Consider the following 18,041-nt stretch of genomic DNA (forward strand, 5'->3'; position numbering starts at 1 on the left):
ACTGCGCTGCCGATAGAACGGCAGCTGTCCACCACGCGACGGTGCGGCTCCCCCCTGAGAGCACGTGCCCAGGCATTGCCGGGCGACGCAAAAAAAGCTTGCGGCAACGCCAGCACGACGTCTTGACGAATTTATCCGGCTCGCATGCGGAAATTGACGTGCTTGTGCCCGTTTATCGGCATAGCAGCCTGCAGGGCGCGCCTTCCCGCCGCATCGCCTGATCGTGCCTGCTGCCCAGGGTGGAGACGCAAGCTGCAGCTTGTGTCGGCGTCGGGCGTGGCACTGGCACATGCCTGCGCGGCATCGTGCGACCGAGCTCCTGCGCGTGCATCGACGCCGTCCGGATCGGCCTGCGATCTGCGGCACCGCAGCGCCGCATGCATGCCCGAGCTGCACACAGGTGCACGCGCGACCGGCCCGCCGGGCCACTCCCGGCGGCGTGCAACGCACGGCTGCGCCGTACCGCCGGGCTAGTACGCGGTGCCCTGCCTCAGCCGTACCACGCCTGCACCTTGACCGCTGCCGCGGCTGCGGGCAGCGCCACGCGGTCGGCGTGCGGGCCTTGCAGGCGCGCCGGTGCGCCATCGACCAGCACGCGTTGCAGGCGCGTGCCTGCCGGTGCGCGCAGGCTGAGCCAGGTCCGAGGCGGCGCGCGTTCCGGCAACTGCACCTCGGCATCGATGCGGCGTGCCTGCGTGTCGTTGCGCAGGCTCAGCGTGAGCTTGCCCCAGCGCGTGGGCGCTGCGGTGATGCCCACCGCCGCACCGCTGCCCAGCCACGCGCGCGGCAGCGCACGCGCCAGGAACAACTGCTCGCCTGCGCTATCGTCGCTGACCAGCATCCAGCGCAACAGCAACGGGATGGTCATCTGCGCCGGCATGCAGAACAGCGGCATGCCGCCGGTGATGCCGCTGACCTCGCCGGCGGTCCAGCTGCCACGCGTATGTACCTGGTAGCGATGCGCGTAGACGAACAACAGATACTCTTCGATGCGATCCAGCCGCAGCAGCTGTTGCGCATAGCCGTAGGAAATGAAACCGAGCAGGTCGCGGCTGCCCGGCTCGGGCGGTGCGATATTGGCCACCACGCCGATGCTGGTGCCGCCGTGGCCGCGCAGGCAGTCGATCACCAGGTTGGCCAGGTCGTCGGGCAGCACATCGGCCTGCAGCAATTCGGCATAGGCGCGATGCGGCCACTGCTGCTCGCTCGGTTTTTCCTGCAGCAACGACTGGCGAAACGTCAATGTGGTGCCCGGCAACGGGCCGATATACGGCGGCGACAGATCGCGGCGCACGTTGGCGCGCAGGCTGGCGTGCAGCCGTGTGCGCAACTGCCTGGCGCGACGCTGCCATTGGGCGGCCAGACCGGCATCGCCACCGAGCGTGCTCCAGACCTGGGCGATGTCTTCCCAGCCGCGAATCGTCAGCGCGCTGTTGGCGTAATAGGGTTTCCACCACAGCGACGGGTCGGGAAACAGGCAGGCATCGGATTCGTTCCAGCCATGCAGCAGGCCATGGCCGTGGGCGCTGCGCGGCAAGGCCAGCGCCTGGTCGTGCAGGCCGCACAGCACCTGCGCGGTGGCGGCGATCTTGGGCAGCAGGCGCCGCAACCGCGCCGCATCGCCGGTGTAGCGCAGATAGCGCGCCAGCAGCGACAGGGTCAGCCCGAACTGCCCGACCTCCGGCCCGCGCATGTTCGGCAGGCCGTCGTCCTGCACGAACTCGTCGAAGTAATTGTCCAGCACCGCAGCGGCCTGCGCGAAGCGGCCCCATTCCAGATTGGCGTAGAACGAACTGGTGAAGGTGTCCTGGAAGCCGTCGTATTCGTTGCCGTAGTAGTCGCGCTCCACCGCACCGTACTTCGGGTAATCGCCACCCGGGCGCACCACCAGCTCGCGTGCGAAGGCGAACTGCGCCATGGCATTCCAGCTGGCATCGGGCAGTTGCGCCTGCACCGTGCCGTCCAGGGCCTGCTGCCAGTACGCGGCAAAATCGAGCAAGGCCGCGTAGAACTGTTCGGCAGTGGCCGGCTTGCGCGACGGTGCGAACGCGGGATAGCTGTGGGTGTAATGCACGCCGACGATCTCCCCGCCACGCACATGCATCGTGCGGTGCCAGGTCTGCACCACGAAGCGATCGCTGGCACGCACATCGGCAAACACCAGCACGTCGTACCAGCCATCGGCCTCGCCGTCGCGCCGCATCACCTTGCGCACCGCCGGCATCCAGCCGCCCAGCAGGCCTTCCTCGCGCCGCTTGATCAGCGCCTCGTCGCCCAGCTCGGGGAAGGCGTGTTCGGGCCGCGCGGTGCGGCTACGGCCGTTGGGCAGGATCGGCATGGTGTCCAGGCTTTCGCGGGTGCCGACGAAGGTGGTCCACGGCCAGCGGCCACCAGTGTCCTTGGGGTCGAGCAGCGAGGCCGGCGGTGGCGCGACATCGCGCACCTGCGCCTCGTCCGGGTCGCCATCGCGCAGCAGGCGGTCGGCAAGCAGATCCGCCTCGGGCATCGCCACCTCGGCCAGCGACATCCCGAAGTACGGCTTGCCCTCGGCCGGATAGGCCGGCTCGGTGCGCTTGTCCAGGCGCAGCATGCCGCTGTCGCTCCACAGCGTCAGCGCACCCTGCGGGCTGTCGAGGTGCTCGTAGACGGTCCACTGCTGCTGCAGGTGTTCAAAACTGCACAGCTTGCGGCCCACATGCGCGGCCGACGGCAGCGCTTCAAGACGTGGCAGCGCCGCTGGCGGCAACGTCGCCGGGGTGTGCGACGTGCCCGGCATTGCGAGCGCGGCACCTGCGCCCACCGCCGCAGTCGCCGCCATGCCCTGACGCAAAAAGGTCCTGCGGTCCATCGTCACGCCCTCGAGTGATTTCATCCACATCGTGCGCGACCGCGCACCCTGCGTCTTGTGGCGCGTATCTGGCACGTATGCGGAAATCCGCACATAACCGCGCACCGGTCGAGCAACGATCGCGCCGGTTGCGCTGCCGTGCCGGTTGGCTGTCGCGTGATCGAGCACCGGCAGTGAGCGCGGCAGCAGCGCTGGCGTGCCGACGGAGCGGCTTCCGCGCATCGCCAGCGAGACGCCGACACCAGCCGTGGCGCCATCGACGATACGCATCTGAGCAGACTGTTCCAACCCGCAGGCTGCCGGCTGCCGGATGTCGGCTGCAGTTGGTGACGCACGGCCCTCGCGGCAGCAGTGCAGCGCCTGTCCGTCGCCCCTGCCATTTAGCCGCGTGACTTTCTGGCCACGCCGGCATCTGCGCTGGCAGCCACACTGGCTGCGCCCACGCAGCCTGCCGCGTCGCCAGGCAGCCCCGCAACCAACGCCCACGTACAAGGACCGTCATGCCGCCAGCCTTACCGCTTATCGCGCACGTTGCCCGCGCAACAACGCGGCTTCTTGACGCCGCCCCCACGTCCGCCAGGCGGTCAAGACCTCCAGCGCCGTCCTGGCTGTGGCTGGCCGTGATCGCGCCCTGCATCGCGCAGGCGCAGGTGGACCTGTCGCAGCTGGATGCCGAGATGGCCGCGCCACGCACCCAGGTGCTGGTGCTTGGCAGCGTGCACCTGTCGCAGTTGCCCAAGGGCAGCGACATCCGTGCCGCGCGCCTGCAACCGTTGCTGGACCGGCTGGCCGCCTACAGGCCGGACATCATCACCACGGAGGACCTGTCGGGCGAAACCTGCGACCTGATGCGGCGCCATCCTGCGGTCTACCTGCCCGAAGACACCACGACCTATTGCCCGGCGACCAGCGAGGCCGCGCGTGCCACCGGGCTGGATGTTCCCACCGCCATCGGCCAGGTCCGCACAGCGCTGCGCACCTGGCCGGCCGCGCCCACGCCGGCACAGCGTCGGCACCTGGCTGCGCTGTTCCTGGCCTCGGGCGAGCCGGCGTCTGCGCTGGTGCAATGGCTGCAGCTTGCGCAAGCCGACCAGCGCAGCGGCGATGGCCTGGATGCGGCACTGGTGGCGCGACTGCGCACGCTTGAACAGCGTCCTGACGAGAGCTACCAGATCGCCGCGCGACTGGCGGCGCGCCTTGGCCTGCAGCGCGTCTACCCGGCCGACGATCACACCGGCGACAACGTTGACCTGGGCGACCCGGCGGCGTACGGCAAGGCGATCCAGGCCGCCTGGGACAGGGCCGCGCCGCAGGCGCGCGGCATGCGCGAGCGCGAGGACCAGCTGGCCAGCGACGGCAAGGTGCTGGAGCTCTATCGCGCGATCAACCTGCCGGCCAGCCAGCAGCTGGCCATCGCGGTGGATTTTCGCGCCGCACTGAGCGAGGCCTCGCCGCTATCGCTACGTCTCCGGCTGGGAGATCCGCAACCTGCGCATGGTGTCCAACGTGCGTGCCAGCTTTGCCGATCAACCCGGTGCACGTGTGCTGGCGGTGGTGGGCGCTACGCACAAGCCCTGGTTCGACAACTGGTTGGGACAGCTGCAGGGCGTGGATATCGTGGATGCGGCGCAGGTGCTGGGTGCTGACGGAAAGTGAGTACAACGACTTCAGCGTGACGCTCTAACGCAAAAGCCTGATTGGCCGAGGCCGCGGTGCCCTCGCCGCTCGTGGGACACGCCGTAAACCTTTCGCTAGTGGCTCGGTGTCGGCATCCGTGCCGCCATACGGTCCCGCAACCGGCGAGGACACCGCATCAGAGAGTTGGTCGGTGATTTGGCAGAAATCTGCTTGTTGCTCGGGGTGCATTGGAAGGCTGATCGGAGGCGACGCTCCAAACAACACACGTCATGTTTTGCTCGCGACCTTGCGCGCCGACCATCTCGACTGGTCCTTGCCCGCCTACCGTCGCGGGACCTTACGCGGCATGGATGCCGCGTAAGAGCCTCCATGGATGGATTCACGGCGTGTCCCGCGATGGTGGGCGGGCAAGGGCCCGGCAGCCAGGTAACAGATCAGCCCCTCTACGCTTGCGGGCTGCCCGCACGGTCCCGCACGGTCGTAACACCCGCAGACAAGAGAACCGCAGTGATCGCCAGATGCGGCATCAAGGCGAAGGCCGTGCACTTAATGCACTAGATCGACAACCGGCCTTCGTCAATCCAGGCTCTCAGGTCAGCACATCCAGCAAGCTACCCAGCATCTGGTCGGAACGCCGTAGCGCATTGGCGTTGGCCTGGAAGTCGTTGCGTGCCGAGAGGCCCTCGACCAGATCGGTGGCCGGTGCCGCTGGATCGGCGGTGGCGTCGACCACGCTGGCGGCCACTCCACCATTGAGCTGCGTGCTGGCCGCAACGGCCTGACGTGGACTGCCGTCCACCGGCTGACGCGCCACATTGCTGGCGGCCACCTGCTGGCGCAGTGCGGCGACCTGCATTCCGGAACTGGCGATGCTGCTGATGCTCATGATGGCTCCGGTGCAGAAACTGAGAAATACCAATGACGTTTGCTTACCAAACAATCAGCACAACCGCTGCGGGCAGTTGCGCCGTACCGCTTTCGCTCTTACGCAACCCACTTACGCCACCCAATGCACGTGGCGAGCGTGTCTCACGAGTTGGAACCATCCAACAGGAACCGCAATGACGTGTCCCACCCTCCGATTCCGATCACGCCCACCTCATGGCTGCGCAGTCGCCTCACGCAGGCTCAATAGGTGCCCACCCGCACGCGCAACACCACCGGCACCTCGCCGGCCGCATCCACCCGCCCGAGGTTGAGCCCGTAGTCGGTCTGGTCGCCGTTGAGCTGTCTTTCGACCTGCCAGCGCCCGTCCACATAGCGCCCCTGCTCCACCCGCACCAGTTGCCCATGACGGGTATCGGCCGCCTCGCGGAAAAATTCAATGCGTGCGGCCATGCCGGTGACCAGGAACTCCTCCGGCCCCAGCTGCGCCACCAGCAGCCGCCCGGCATGATCGTCGTTACCGGGCAGGATCGCCGGCGCATCGCCCCATAGCGGCGCCCCGAACGACACCCTGGCCTGCCAGTCGCCGAAGCGCAGCGTGCGTTGCGGCGCGCCGGGTTGTTCGGCCACTGCCTGCAGCCGGCCGTCGAAGGCCGCCTGGGCGATCACGCGCTGCAGTGGCGCCAGCAGCTTGAAGTTGGCGGCGTGCGCTGCAATCGCGGCGCGGTTGGCGGCGCTGTCCGGGTTGCCATCCATGCCGAACACCGAAAACCCGATCCCGCCCTGCCCCAGCACATGAAACAGATACGGCGCGGTGGCCGCTTCGAAGCCGGTCTCCGAGACCCAGGCCGGGTTGTCCGGCCGCGCGTACTGGCCGATGACCTTGGTGTACTCGTTGTAGTCGCTGGTGTAGATATCGGTGCCGATGAAGTCGATCGACGGCGTGGCCGCGCGCCACAGCGCGAACACATTCACCGTCGCACCGCCGGACGGATAATCCATGCCCGGATAACGCTTGCCCTTGTAGCGCAGCCAGGTGTTGACGTAGAGCGGCAGCGGATAGGCGCGCTTGCCGGCCGCGGCCACCTGTTCGATATACGCGGCGGTGGCATGCGCATTGAAGGCTTCGGCCGCCTCGGCACCGAACAGCTGCTGCCAGCTGCCCTGCGGCTTGCCCAGCGCCTGCGCGATCGCCGCGGGCACCGGTTGTGCGAACGCCGCCTCGCCGGCCGGGCCATGGTCGCGCACCGTGCCGATCGCGCCGGGCTCGTTTTCCACCTGCACCAGGATCACCGTGTGGCGCTCGCCATCGACCTTGCGCAGGTGCTGCATCAACGCGGTGAAGGCGCGCGCATCGGCCTGCACGTTGGCGGCCACATGCGGCGACAGCACGTCCACCGGCTCGCCATTGGCATCGCGCATGCGCGGGTAGGTGGCGTCGTCGCGCTTGATCCACTCCGGCACGTAATGCATCTGGCCGTTCTTCCAGCTGCCGAACCACAGCAGGGCCACGCGCAGGCCGCGCTTGCGTGCGCCGGCGATCAGCGCATCCACGTTGGTGGTGTCGAAGCGGCCCGGCGCCGGCTCGAACTGCTCCCAGTACACCGGCGCTTCCACCGTATTGGCATGCAGCGCGACCACCTCGTCCAGCGCCTTGGGCAGCACCGCCGGCCACGCGCTGGAGTTGTGCAACTGCGCGGCCAGGATGGTGTAAGGCGCCCCATCGACAAAGACCGCGTGGCGGCCGTTCTGGCTGACGAAGCGCGGCATTTCTTCTGCGCACGCTGCCGGTGCCAGCGCGGCTGTCAGCAGCGACAGCACACACAGGCAGACAACCGCGCGGCCACGCCGGCGCAAGGCGAATAAACGGGAAAACAGCATCAGCGAGCCTCCGGGGCGGATGAATTCCAGTGCGGCGTGGGCTGCCCGAGCAGGTGGCGCACGAAGAAGTCGTACTGGCGACGCTGCACGTAGTCGATCGGCCCGCTGGAGCGGCCCACCGAATGCTCGCCGCCCGGCACATTGAGCAGGTCGAAGTCCTTGCCGGCCTTGATCAGCGCATCGACCACCTGCGCGGTGGAGGCCGGGTCCACATTGCTGTCCTGCTCGCCGACGATCAGCAGCAGGTCGCCCTGCAGCTTGGCCGCGTTCACCACGCCCGAGGCAGCGACATAGCTGGCATCCACCGGCCAGCCCATCCACTGCTCGTTCCAGCTGATCTTGTCCATGCGGTTGTCGTAGCACCCGGCAAACGCCACGCCCACCTTGTAGAACTCCGGATGGCGTTCCAGCGCGCCCAAGGTGCTCTGCCCACCAGCCGAGGCGCCGTAGATGCCGACGCGGCTGATGTCGTAGGACGGGTCCCTTGCCGCCAGGGCGCGATGCCAGGCAATACGATCGGGGAAGCCGGAATCGCCCAGGTTCTTCCACGCCACATCATGGAAGGCCTTGGAGCGGTTGGCGGTGCCCATGCCGTCGATCATCACCACGATGAAGCCCAGGTCGGCCTGCGCCTGCATGCCGATCTGCTTGTCGCCACCGGAGTGGTAACCGAACGGCCAGAATGTCTTTGGCACAAAAGCGTCGTGCGGGCCGGCATAGATGTTCTCGATCACCGGATACTGTTTGCGCGGGTCGTAATCGCGCGGGCGCACCACCATGCCCCAGATGTCGGTGCGGCCATCGCGGCCCTTGGCCACGAAGGTCTCCGGCGCGCGCCAGCCGGCCGCCAGCAGTTTGTCGATGTTGCCCTGCTCCACCTGCTGCAGCAGCCGGCCATCGATGGCGTGCAGCTCCATCACCGGCGGCAGATCCGGACGCGAGTAGACATCGACGTAATGCCGGCCGTCCGCTGCAATGGCCACCTCGTGATCGGCATCGGTGTGGGTCAGCCGGGTCAAGCGGCGACCGTCGAAATCCACGCTGTACAGCTGCCGGTAGTACGGGTCCTTGCCTGCATCCATGCCGCTGGCAGTGAACCAGATGCGGCGCTGTGCATCGTCGACCTTCAGCACATCGCGCACCACCCAGGGCCCACGGGTGAGTTGGCGCCTGGGCTTGCCGCTGCGGCCATCGAACAGGTACAGATGCCGCCAGCCGTCGCGCTCGGAGATCCACACGATCTCGTTGCCATGCGCGTCCACTTCGTGACGAAAGCTGCGGTCCGCATAGACGAAGGTGCATGCGTCCTCGGCCACGGCCACATGCGCACGCCCGCTGCGGGCATCCACCGCAATCACGCGCATGTGCTGAAAGCCGCGTTGCACATACTCAAAGCTCACGCTGCGCCCATCTGCCCGCCATTGCAGCGGCGACAGGGAGTACGGCGTGGCAAACAAGGCGTTGTCCACCACCCGCCGCGTGCCATCCACCGCCAGCAGCACCGGCCGTTCCACATCCACCGCATCGCCTGGCTTGGGATACAGCTGGGTATGCACCATCGGCTGAAGGCGTCCGGCCGGCGCGGCCTCCACACGCGTCACCCGGCGCGCAGTGCCCGGCCGCACCCGATATACCGCCAGCTGTTGCGAATCGGGCGACCAGGCAATGCTGTCCGGATCGAAATAATCCTCGGCGCGGCCATCGTCGGTGCGCTGCACGAGCCGGCCATCGGCCACCCGGCGCACGATCAGGTTCCAGCCATCGGCCAGCGCTTCCCATTGCCCGTCGGGCGAACGGCGTGGGGTGGCGTCGGCCGCCACGTCCGGGTCGCGCACCACGCCGAAGCCGCGTGGTCGCGGCTGCGGCTGCCGGCCGGGGGCGTCGGGCGCGCATTGATACGTGGCCAAGCTGCAGCGCCAGGGTGCATCCTCGATGGCGAACACGATCGCGCCGTCTTCGCGCGCGCCTTCCTGCGAGTACGCAAACTGCTCGAACGGCAACGCCAACGCCGCATAGGCGGTGCCGGTGGCGGCCTGCAGCGCCTGCGCCACGCGCGCCTGGTCGAAGGCCGGCTGCTTGCGCCCTGTGGCCACGTCCGCGCGAACGAAGGCGAAACCACCGGGCACGGTCTTGCGGTAGTAGAACGTACCGTCGTCCTGCCATTGCGCCGGCCAGGCGACGTTTTCGGTCAGCGTGCTCCAGTGCGCGCGCAGGCCGAGCGAACGCTGGTAATCGGCCATCCCGGGCACCGCCTGCGCAGTGGCAGCGAGCAACAGCATGCAGGCGGCCATGGCGCGCGAGACCTGCACTGCCCATGCGGGACGCCGCGCGTCATTCGCCATCGTCTTCTTCCAGCGCCAGCTCGTCGCTGCGCAGGCCGCTGCGCGCGCCCCAGTGATAGATGAAGAACGCAATCACCGCCACGCTCACGGTGTCGAACGGATGCGCGATCCAGCCGTGGCCACCGAACGTACCGGCCCAGGACACCGCCATCACCAGCACGAAGAACACGATCAGCCACAGCGATGCGCGCACCTGGCGCAGCAGGCGTGCCCTGCCCGCGCGCGAAGGCAGGCGATACAGCACGTACAGCGCGAACGCGAGCACCTGCAGGCCGAGCAACCACGACAGCGTCGGCCAGGTCGACCAGTACACGATCAAGGCCGCGACCATGAACGACAGCGGCCCCAGCACGGCAAGGCCACGGACGCGAAACGGCCGCGGCAGCGCCGGCGCGCTGCGGCGCAACGCCGCCACCGTCACCGGCGCCACCGCATAGCTCAGCACCAGCGCGGCCGACACCACGCCGATCAAGGTCTCCCACGAAGGGAACGGCAGCGTCCAGAAGATCGACAAGCCCAGGCTCAGCCACAATGCCGGACGCGGAATGCCCGATTGCGGATCCACCCGCGTCAGCACCGGCAGGAACCCGCCGCTGCGCGCCCAGCCATACACCACCCGCGGGGTGGCATTCATGTAGATGTTGCCGGTGCCGCTGGGCGAGACCATCGCATCGCAGATCACCAGGGCGGCCAGCCACGCCATCCCCAAGGCCAGCGCGATGTCGTGGTACGGCAGCGCAAACACCTTGTCGATACCGCTCCAGCCAGGCGCAAGTTGCGCGGCCGGGATGCTGCCCAGAAACGCCAGCTGCAGCAGCACGTAGATCACCGTGGACAAGGCCACCGACAGGATCAGGGCGATCGGGATATTGCGCTGCGGGTCGCGCACCTCGCTGGCCACCGACACGATCGGCGTCAGCCCCAGGTAGGCAAAGATGATGCCGCCGGCCGAGATCGCCGCTTCCACCCCGGCCATGCCCGACGGTGCGAACCCATGCACGCTCAGGTTGTCTGCGTTGAAGTGTTTCATCAGCAGCACGATCACCAGGATCGGCACCAGGAACTTGAAGATGCTGACGATGTTGTTGGCCAGCGCGAAGGTCTTGACGCTGAAGTAGTTGAGCAGGAAGAACAGCAGCAGCAGGACCAGCTGCACCAGCCAGCCCCACACGCTGGGATGGGTGCCGTTGGGCTGGTTGAGCACCGGAAACCAAGCCGCCGCATATTGGCGCGCCGCTTCCACTTCGATCGCGATCAGGCTGGAAAACGCGATCAGGGTGATGAAGCCGGTCAACGAACCGAGCAAGGCACCGTGCGAATACTCCGGGTAGCGCACCACCCCGCCAGCGCGCGGCAGCGCGGCACCGAGTTCGCAATACACCAGGCCGAGCAACAACACCGCAATGCCGCCGAGGATCCACGACAGGATGCCGGCCGGGCCGGCGATCGAAGACACATGGCTTGCGGAAAACAACCACCCCGAGCCGAAGATGGAACCCAGGCCGATGAAGGTCAGGTCGGTCAGGCTCAGTCGCTTGTGGAACTTGCCTTGCGTGGTCGCACCGTGTGTGGTCATAGCTGGCCCCGAACGAATGGAAAGTGCGCGTGCTGCGGAAGATGGCGTGGTGGTGCGTGGCATATGGCGGTCAGTGGTTCTGCGCCCCTGCGTTGGTGGTCGTGCAGCAGCGGCCATATGCCGGCAGCGGCAACACGGCGCTGGCCAGCGGATGCAGGCGCATCCGGCAGCACTCAGTCATCGGCAGCCGCCGCCGGCCCTGCATCGGCGGCGCCGGCCGTGGTGTCGTCCGGATAGGGAGACACGCCGCCATCGGCGATGAACCGGTCGATGCGCGCTTCCAGCACCGGCAGCGGCACCGAGCCGGTCTGCAGCACCGCATCGTGGAAATGGCGCAGGTCGAATTTTTCGCCCAATGCGGCTTCGGCCTTGCGCCGCAGTTCCAGGATCTTCAGCTCGCCCAGGTAGTACGACAACGCCTGCCCCGGCCAGGCGATGTAGCGATCGACCTCGGTGGTGACTTCATGCTCGCTCAGGGCGGTGTTGTCGCGCAGGTAAGCCTGCGCCTGCGCGCGCGTCCAGCCCTGGTGGTGGATGCCGGTGTCGATCACCAGGCGGCAGGCGCGCCACATCTGGTAGGTCAGATAGCCGAAACGATCGTAGGGCGTGTCGTACATGCCCATTTCCTGGCCCAGATACTCCGAATACAGCGCCCAGCCTTCGCCATAGGCAGAGATGTAGGCGTAGCGGCGGAACTCCGGCAGCCCCTGCGCCTCGGCCGCCAGCGGCATCTGCAGCGCGTGGCCGGGCGAGGACTCGTGCAGCGTCAACGCGGTCAGGTTGTACAGCGGACGCGATGGCAGGTTGTAGGTGTTGACCAGGTAGATGCCGGGGCCACCGCGCCCGCCGGTGTAGAACGGCGCCAGTTCCGGCGGCACCGGCTCGATCGCGAAGCGACGGCGCGACAGCCGGCCGATGTAATCGCCCACCTTGGCGTCCACGCGCTTGGCGATCCACGCGGCCTGCTTGAGCAACTGTTCCGGCGTCCTGGCGTAGAACTGCGGGTCGCTGCGCAGGAACTGCAGGAAGGCCGGAAACACCGCCTGCCCGGCCGGCGCCTTGAAACCACTGGCGGCGATGGTCTGATCCATCTGCGTGCGCAGCCTGGCCACTTCCTGCAGGCCGATCTGGTGGATCTGCTCGGGGCTGAGATCGAGCGTGGTGAACTCGCGGATCTGCGCGCGGTAGTACGCCGGCCCGTCCGGCAAGGCTTCGCCGGCCAGCGTGGTGCGCGCACGCGGCTGGTACTCGTTGCGGATGAAGTCCAGCAGCTTGGCGTAAGCGGGCAGCACCTGCGCATCGATGGTGTTGACCGCCTGCTGCCGCAATTGCGCCTGCACGTCGGCAGGCAGCGTCGCCGGCATCTGCTTGAACGGTGCGTAGAACGGATTGGCCTCGCCCTTGGCCTGCACCACGTCGGCGATGGACTGGTCGCGCCCGGTCAGCGTCACCCGGGGCTGGCTGAAACCGCGCGCCAGGCCGGCACGCATGTTGTCGGTGTGCTCGGCGAAGTAGCGCGGGATGTCGGCCAGCATCTTCAGATAGCGCTGGTAATCCTCGCGGGTGCGCAACTTGGCCTCGGCGCTGAAGCCCAGGTCGCTCCAGAACGCCGAGTCGCTGTTGAACGGCATTTCCCAGGCGCGGAACCGTTGCTGGTCCAGCAGTACCTGCAGCTGCTGCCGGTACACCTGGTAGCTCACCTGGTCCTCGGCCGGCAACTGTGATGCCGGAATCGCATCCAGTTCCTTCAAGGCCTGTTGCCAGTACGCGGTACGCAGGTTCTGGGTGGCCACATCCACCTTGGGCAGATGGTCGGACTGCTTGTCTTGCGTGGCCTGGTTGTCTTCATCCACCGCGCCGGACAGCTGCGCCTGGCGCCAGCGCCATTCACGCGTGTACAGCGCCTTGAAGCGCGCGGCTGCCGCGTTCTGCGTGGCGGCGACCGGCTCGGCGGCATCGGCGGTCGCGGCAATGCCACTCAAGCTCGTCGCAATCAACATACCCAATGCGCTCGCGCGTAAAACGCTGCTCGTCTTCATCCGCGTGCCTCCGGCGCAGCCTTGGCACGTGCAATCCACTGCCGCACGCGTTGCTGCAGCATCGCCAGCGGCATCGCGCCGCCGCCGAGCACCGCATCGTGGAAGGCGCGCACGTCGAAGCGATCGCCGAGCTCTTTTTCCGCCTCCGCACGCAGCGCAAGAATCTGCAGCTGCCCCAGTTTGTAACCCAACGCCTGGCCCGGCCAGACGATGTAGCGGTCGGTTTCGGACTGGATGCTGGGTTCGTCGTCGGAGGGGTGCGCGTGGAAGAAGTCCACCATCTGCTGGCGGTTCCAGCGCTTGTAGTGCACGCCGGTGTCGAGCACCAGCCGGTTGGCGCGCAACAGCTCGCCCGACAGCCGGCCGTAGTCGTTATAGGGGTCCTTGAAGAAGCCGATCTCCTTGCCCAGGCGCTCGGCGTACAGCGCCCAGCCTTCGATATAGGCGTTGTAGCCGGCCTGCTGGCGGAACGGCGGCAATGGCAGCGTCTGGGCGAGCGAGATCTGCAGGTGATGGCCCGGCACGCCCTCGTGGTAGGCGGTGGTTTCGATGTTGACCAGGGTGCGGCTGGCGAAGTCGCTGGTATTGACCTTCACGATCGCCGGCTTGCTGCCTTCCGGATTGCTCTGCCAGTACTCGGCGCCGGGCGCGCTGCGTCGGAATGCGGGCATCGCCTGCACCTCCAGCGGCGTCTTCGGCAGGTGGCCGAACAGCTTGGGCAACTCCGGCTCCATCGCGGCGATGTACTGGCGGTACTGCTGCAGGATCTGCTCGCCGGAGCGGGCGAAGTGGCGCCTGTCGGTGTCCACCGCCTTGCGGAAGCTGGCCAGGTCGGCAAAGCCCTGCGCCTTGGCGATCACCGTCATCTCGCCTTCGATGCGCGCCACTTCCTTCAGGCCGATCTGGTGGATTTCCTCCGGCGCCATGTCGGTGGTGGTCTGGGTATGGATGGCGTAGCGGTAGCGGCGTTCGCCATCGGGCAGCGACCACAGCCCTTCCTGCGCGCGCCCTTGCGCGGCGTATTCGTCGCGCACGAACGCGGCCAGCTTGGCGTAGGCCGGGCGCACCTGCTGCGCGATCGCCGCAAGCAGCTGCGTGCGCAGCGCAGCACGCTGCTCGGCCGGCACTGCGGCATCGAGCTTTTTCAGCGGCGAGGCGAACGGACTCTGCTCGCCGGTCAGCGCGGCGATCTTGTCGATCTGCTCGGGCAGGCGCTCCAGCAGATAACGCGGCTGCACCAGGCCTTCCTTCGCACCCTGGCGCGACACCGCGATCACCTGGTCGATCACCGTCGGAATCGTCTGCAGGCGCGTGATGTAGTCCTGGTAATCCTTGGCGTTCTCGAACGCAAACGCATCCCCATACCCGGCCAACGCCAGCTGGATGCCACCGATCGGCTCCAGCGGCATCGCGTAGGTCTTCAGGTCGATGCCTTCCAGCGTGTCGCGCAGCTGGCCGAGCATCATCTGCAGGCTGAGCTGGCGCTGCTCGTCCAGCGTCGTGCTGTCGATCGCCTCGAATTGCGTGAGCAGCTCGGCAGTGGCGCTGCGCTCGGCCTGCACGGCCTGGAGCGAATAATCGCTCCAACGATCGTTGTAACGCTTGTCGCCGATGATGCTGGCGAACTCCGGGTTGTGCTGCAACTGATACTGCCATTGCTTGTCCAGCAGCGCGTCGAAGGCCTTGGCGGCCTGTTCGCCGGTCGGCGCCGCGCGAGTGGCCGCAGCCGACGTTTCCGCTGCGGGCGGCGCCGGCTTGCAGGCAGTGAACAAGGCGGCGGCCAGCAGGCCGATGGCGACGGGACGCAGATGGTTCATGCAGTGACTCCAGGATGCAATGGCGGCGGTAGGAGCGCGCTTGCGCGCGACGGCTTTTATCGGAAATGCCCGTCGGGCGTTATCGATAAAGCCCGTCGCGCCCGGGTGCGCTCCTACGGATGCGTGGGCCCGTACAGGCTCACGCAAACGGTTGATCGATCGCCGGCGACGGCGGCGTAAACCACTGCGCGCCGGCATCGGTGACATGAAAGTGGTCTTCCAGGCGCACGCCGAACGCGCCGGGCACCACGATCATCGGCTCGTTGCTGGCGCACATGCCCGGCTGCAGCGGCTGCGCATTGCCGCGCACCAGATACGGCGCTTCGTGGATCGCCAGGCCGCAGCCATGGCCGGTGCGATGCGGCAGGCCGGGCAAGCGGTAGTCCGGGCCCAGCCCTGCCGCCTGCAGCACGCTACGCGCCGCCTGGTCCACCGCCTCGCAGGCGAGCCCGGGGCGGATCGCCGCGAACGCCGCCGCCTGCGCCGCCTGTTCCAGCTCCCAGATGCGCCGTTGCGCGTCATCGGGCGTGCCGTAGATCCAGGTGCGGGTGATGTCGGAGTGGTAGCCCTGCACGGTGCAGCCGGTGTCGATCAGCACCAGCTCGCCGGCGCGCAGGTGCTGCACGCCGGGAATGCCGTGCGGGAAGGCGGTGGCATGGCCGAACTGCACGATGCAGAAGGTCGAGCCGTTGTCCGCGCCCAGCGCGCGATGCGCCTCGTCGATGAAACGCACCAATTGATCAGTGCCGATGCCTTCCTGCGCGATGCCGGCGGCCAGCCGCTGCACCCGCAGGGTCATGTCGCAGGCCTGCTGCATCAGTGCCAGCTCGGCCGGCGACTTGCACATGCGGCAGCCGTCGATGATGGCCCCGGCGTCGCGGATGGCCGTGCCCAGATGCGCACGCAGGCCGGTGTGCACGGCAAAGGCGATGCCCGGGTCCAGCGCCAGTGCATGCGCATGGCGGTCGTCCATCGCCTGCACCACCAGCGCGTACGGGTCCTCATGTTCTTCCCACAGACGTTTGGCGACCGGAACCTGCAGCACCGCATCCAGCGAGCCTTCTTCGAACGCGGGGCAGATCAGCACCGGGTCGCCGTCCGGCGTCAGCAGCAGCGCGACCAGGCGCTCGCTCGCGCCCCACGGCACGCCGGTGAAATAACGCAGCGAGGTACCGGCGCCGATCAGCAGCGCATCCACGCCGTGCGCGCGCATCAGGCTGCGTGCGCGCTCGATGCGCTGTTGGTATTCGTCCGCGGCGATCGGCGCGGCGCGTTGCGTCCACGGCGCCAGTTGCGCGCGCGCCTGCTCCAGCGACAGCCCGCCGATCTGGCCGCTCATGTGCCCGCTCCAAGATCGGCGGTGCTCCATTGCCCATCGACCAGCCGCGCCACCCCGCCCGGATTGCGCTGGCGCAACTCGGCCGGCAGCAACGCGTCCGGCACCGCATCGTAGCTGTGCAGGGCGGCAAAGCGGCGGATCGAACCGGGCATGCCCACTGCGGTGAACCCCGGATGCCCGGTGCTGGGGAATGGCCCGCCGTGATTCTGCGCCGCGCTCACCGCCACGCCGGTCGGCATCTTGCTGTTGATCAAGCGCCCCACCCGCGCCCGCAGCACCGGGGCGATGGCCTGCCAGGCCGCATCGTCGCTGCCATCGGCTGCGCGATACAAGGTGCCGGTGAGGTTGCCTTCGAATGCCGCGGCCACCTGCGCCATCTGCGCCACGTCGCGCGCACGCACCAGCAGGCTCACCGGGCCGAAGGCCTCGGTCTGCAATGCATGCGGACTGGCGAGGAACGCCTGTGCATCCACGCTCAACAAGGTCGGCGCATAGCGATAGCCGTCTTCGCCGGTATGCCCGCCGGCCAGCAGCGCGGCACCGGCAGCGCGCAGGGCTGCCACACCGTATTGCACGCCGTCCACGCCTGCGCTGGAAAACAGCACCATCGGCATGGCAGCGTCGAAATGCGCCGTGGTCGCGGCCACGAAGGCATCGCCGGCCGCGCCGTGCGGCACCACCACCACCCCCGGATTGGTGCAGAACTGGCCGCTGCCCAGGGTGCACGAGGAGAAGAATTCCTGCGCCAGCGCCGCGCCGCGTTCGGCCAGGGCGCCCGGCAGCAGGAACACCGGGTTGACGCTGGACAGCTCGGCATAGAACGGCACGCCGGCCGCATCGGCGGCGGCCTTCAGCGCCAGCCCGCCGGCACGGCTGCCGGTGAAACCGATGGCTCCAAGCCGCGCATCGCCGGCCAGTCGCAGGCCGGTGGCGTTGTCAACGTGATACAGCAACTGCACCGCCGCAGCCGGCAGGCCCGCCGCAAGCAAGGCTGTGTGCGCGAGCTGCGCCATGCGCTGGCTGGTGGCCGGATGCAGCGGATGCGCCTTGGCGATCACCGGATTGCGCGCGGCAATGGCCGAGGCGAAATCGCTGCCGGCAATCGCGTTGAAGGCGAACGGGAAATTGTTCGGGCCAAACACCACCACCGGCTTGCCGAGCGGTGCCAGATGCGAACGCAGGTCGGCAGCGGTGTCGATGATGGGTTGGGTCCAGCTGTAGCTGCGCACCGCCTGTGCGGCCTGGCGCAACTGCCCGCTGGTGCGCGGCAGTTCGTTGCCGCGCAGGCGCGTGGGCGCCGGCAATGCGGTTTCCGCATGGGCCAGCGCCACCAGGGTGTCGGCATCGGCATCCAGCGCGTCGGCGTAGGCGTCCAGGAATGCGGCGATCCTGTCGACCGGCGCCGCCGCAAGCTCTGCTGCAACCGCTTGCGCTGCCGCAAGTGCGGTTTCGACATCCTCCGCACCGCTGACCGGAAACTGCGGCCCGATCGCCTCGCCCGTGGCCGGGTCGGCGGCACGGAAGCGACCGGTCGCGCCGCGGCTGGGTTGCCAGCGGCCGGCCAGCAATACCTCGGCCTCCTGGATGGGGGTGGAGTGGAGCGTCTCGTTCATTGCGGCACCTTCGGTTGCATGAGGACGGCCGCTGCACGCCATGCGGCAGCGGCCGACCAAAAA

The 18,041-nt window shown here is 67.9% G+C and carries 9 protein-coding genes and 1 pseudogene; 1 reads left to right on the forward strand and 9 read right to left on the reverse strand.

What is annotated here, in order from left to right:
- Positions 1 to 490 precede the first annotated feature (490 nt).
- The gene (locus C0541_RS06705) at positions 491 to 2,848 is read right to left on the reverse strand and encodes a Tat pathway signal protein (protein ID WP_115047350.1); all 2,358 of its coding nucleotides are present in this window, start codon (positions 2,846 to 2,848) and stop codon (positions 491 to 493) included.
- A gap of 500 nt (positions 2,849 to 3,348) precedes the next feature.
- Between C0541_RS06705 and C0541_RS06710 the strand changes: the two are divergent.
- Positions 3,349 to 4,504: pseudogene (locus C0541_RS06710) on the forward strand (DUF5694 domain-containing protein).
- A 571-nt stretch (positions 4,505 to 5,075) separates the two neighbouring features.
- Here C0541_RS06710 and C0541_RS06715 read toward each other — a convergent pair.
- From C0541_RS06715 to C0541_RS06750, 8 genes are all read right to left on the reverse strand, one after another.
- Complete coding sequence (locus C0541_RS06715; RefSeq protein ID WP_115046871.1) at positions 5,076 to 5,372, reverse strand: hypothetical protein; 297 nt, start codon at positions 5,370 to 5,372, stop codon at positions 5,076 to 5,078.
- Between the two features lie 242 nt (positions 5,373 to 5,614).
- Entirely contained in the window at positions 5,615 to 7,255 is a 1,641-nt protein-coding gene (locus C0541_RS06720) for a DUF5597 domain-containing protein (protein WP_193725890.1), read from the reverse strand.
- Positions 7,252 to 9,594: a S9 family peptidase gene (locus C0541_RS06725; RefSeq protein ID WP_115046875.1), complete on the reverse strand. Its 2,343-nt coding sequence runs from the start codon at positions 9,592 to 9,594 to the stop codon at positions 7,252 to 7,254. The genes C0541_RS06720 and C0541_RS06725 overlap by 4 nt, the downstream gene beginning before the upstream one ends.
- A complete protein-coding gene (locus tag C0541_RS06730) occupies positions 9,584 to 11,170 on the reverse strand; it encodes an APC family permease (RefSeq protein ID WP_115046877.1) in 1,587 nt (528 codons plus the stop codon). The genes C0541_RS06725 and C0541_RS06730 overlap by 11 nt, the downstream gene beginning before the upstream one ends.
- Before the next feature lie 173 nt (positions 11,171 to 11,343).
- Complete coding sequence (locus tag C0541_RS06735) at positions 11,344 to 13,209, reverse strand: DUF885 domain-containing protein (RefSeq protein ID WP_115046879.1); 1,866 nt, start codon at positions 13,207 to 13,209, stop codon at positions 11,344 to 11,346.
- Complete coding sequence (locus C0541_RS06740; protein ID WP_161959919.1) at positions 13,206 to 15,026, reverse strand: DUF885 domain-containing protein; 1,821 nt, start codon at positions 15,024 to 15,026, stop codon at positions 13,206 to 13,208. Before C0541_RS06740 ends, C0541_RS06735 begins: the two co-directional genes overlap by 4 nt.
- Before the next feature lie 139 nt (positions 15,027 to 15,165).
- Positions 15,166 to 16,365: a M24 family metallopeptidase gene (locus C0541_RS06745; RefSeq protein WP_115046881.1), complete on the reverse strand. Its 1,200-nt coding sequence runs from the start codon at positions 16,363 to 16,365 to the stop codon at positions 15,166 to 15,168.
- Positions 16,362 to 17,978, reverse strand: a complete 1,617-nt coding sequence (locus tag C0541_RS06750) for an aldehyde dehydrogenase family protein (RefSeq protein WP_115046882.1) — start codon at positions 17,976 to 17,978, stop codon at positions 16,362 to 16,364. The genes C0541_RS06745 and C0541_RS06750 overlap by 4 nt, the downstream gene beginning before the upstream one ends.
- Positions 17,979 to 18,041 lie beyond the last annotated feature (63 nt).

The organism is Xanthomonas arboricola (assembly GCF_003353015.1).
Lineage (GTDB): Bacteria > Pseudomonadota > Gammaproteobacteria > Xanthomonadales > Xanthomonadaceae > Xanthomonas > Xanthomonas arboricola_E.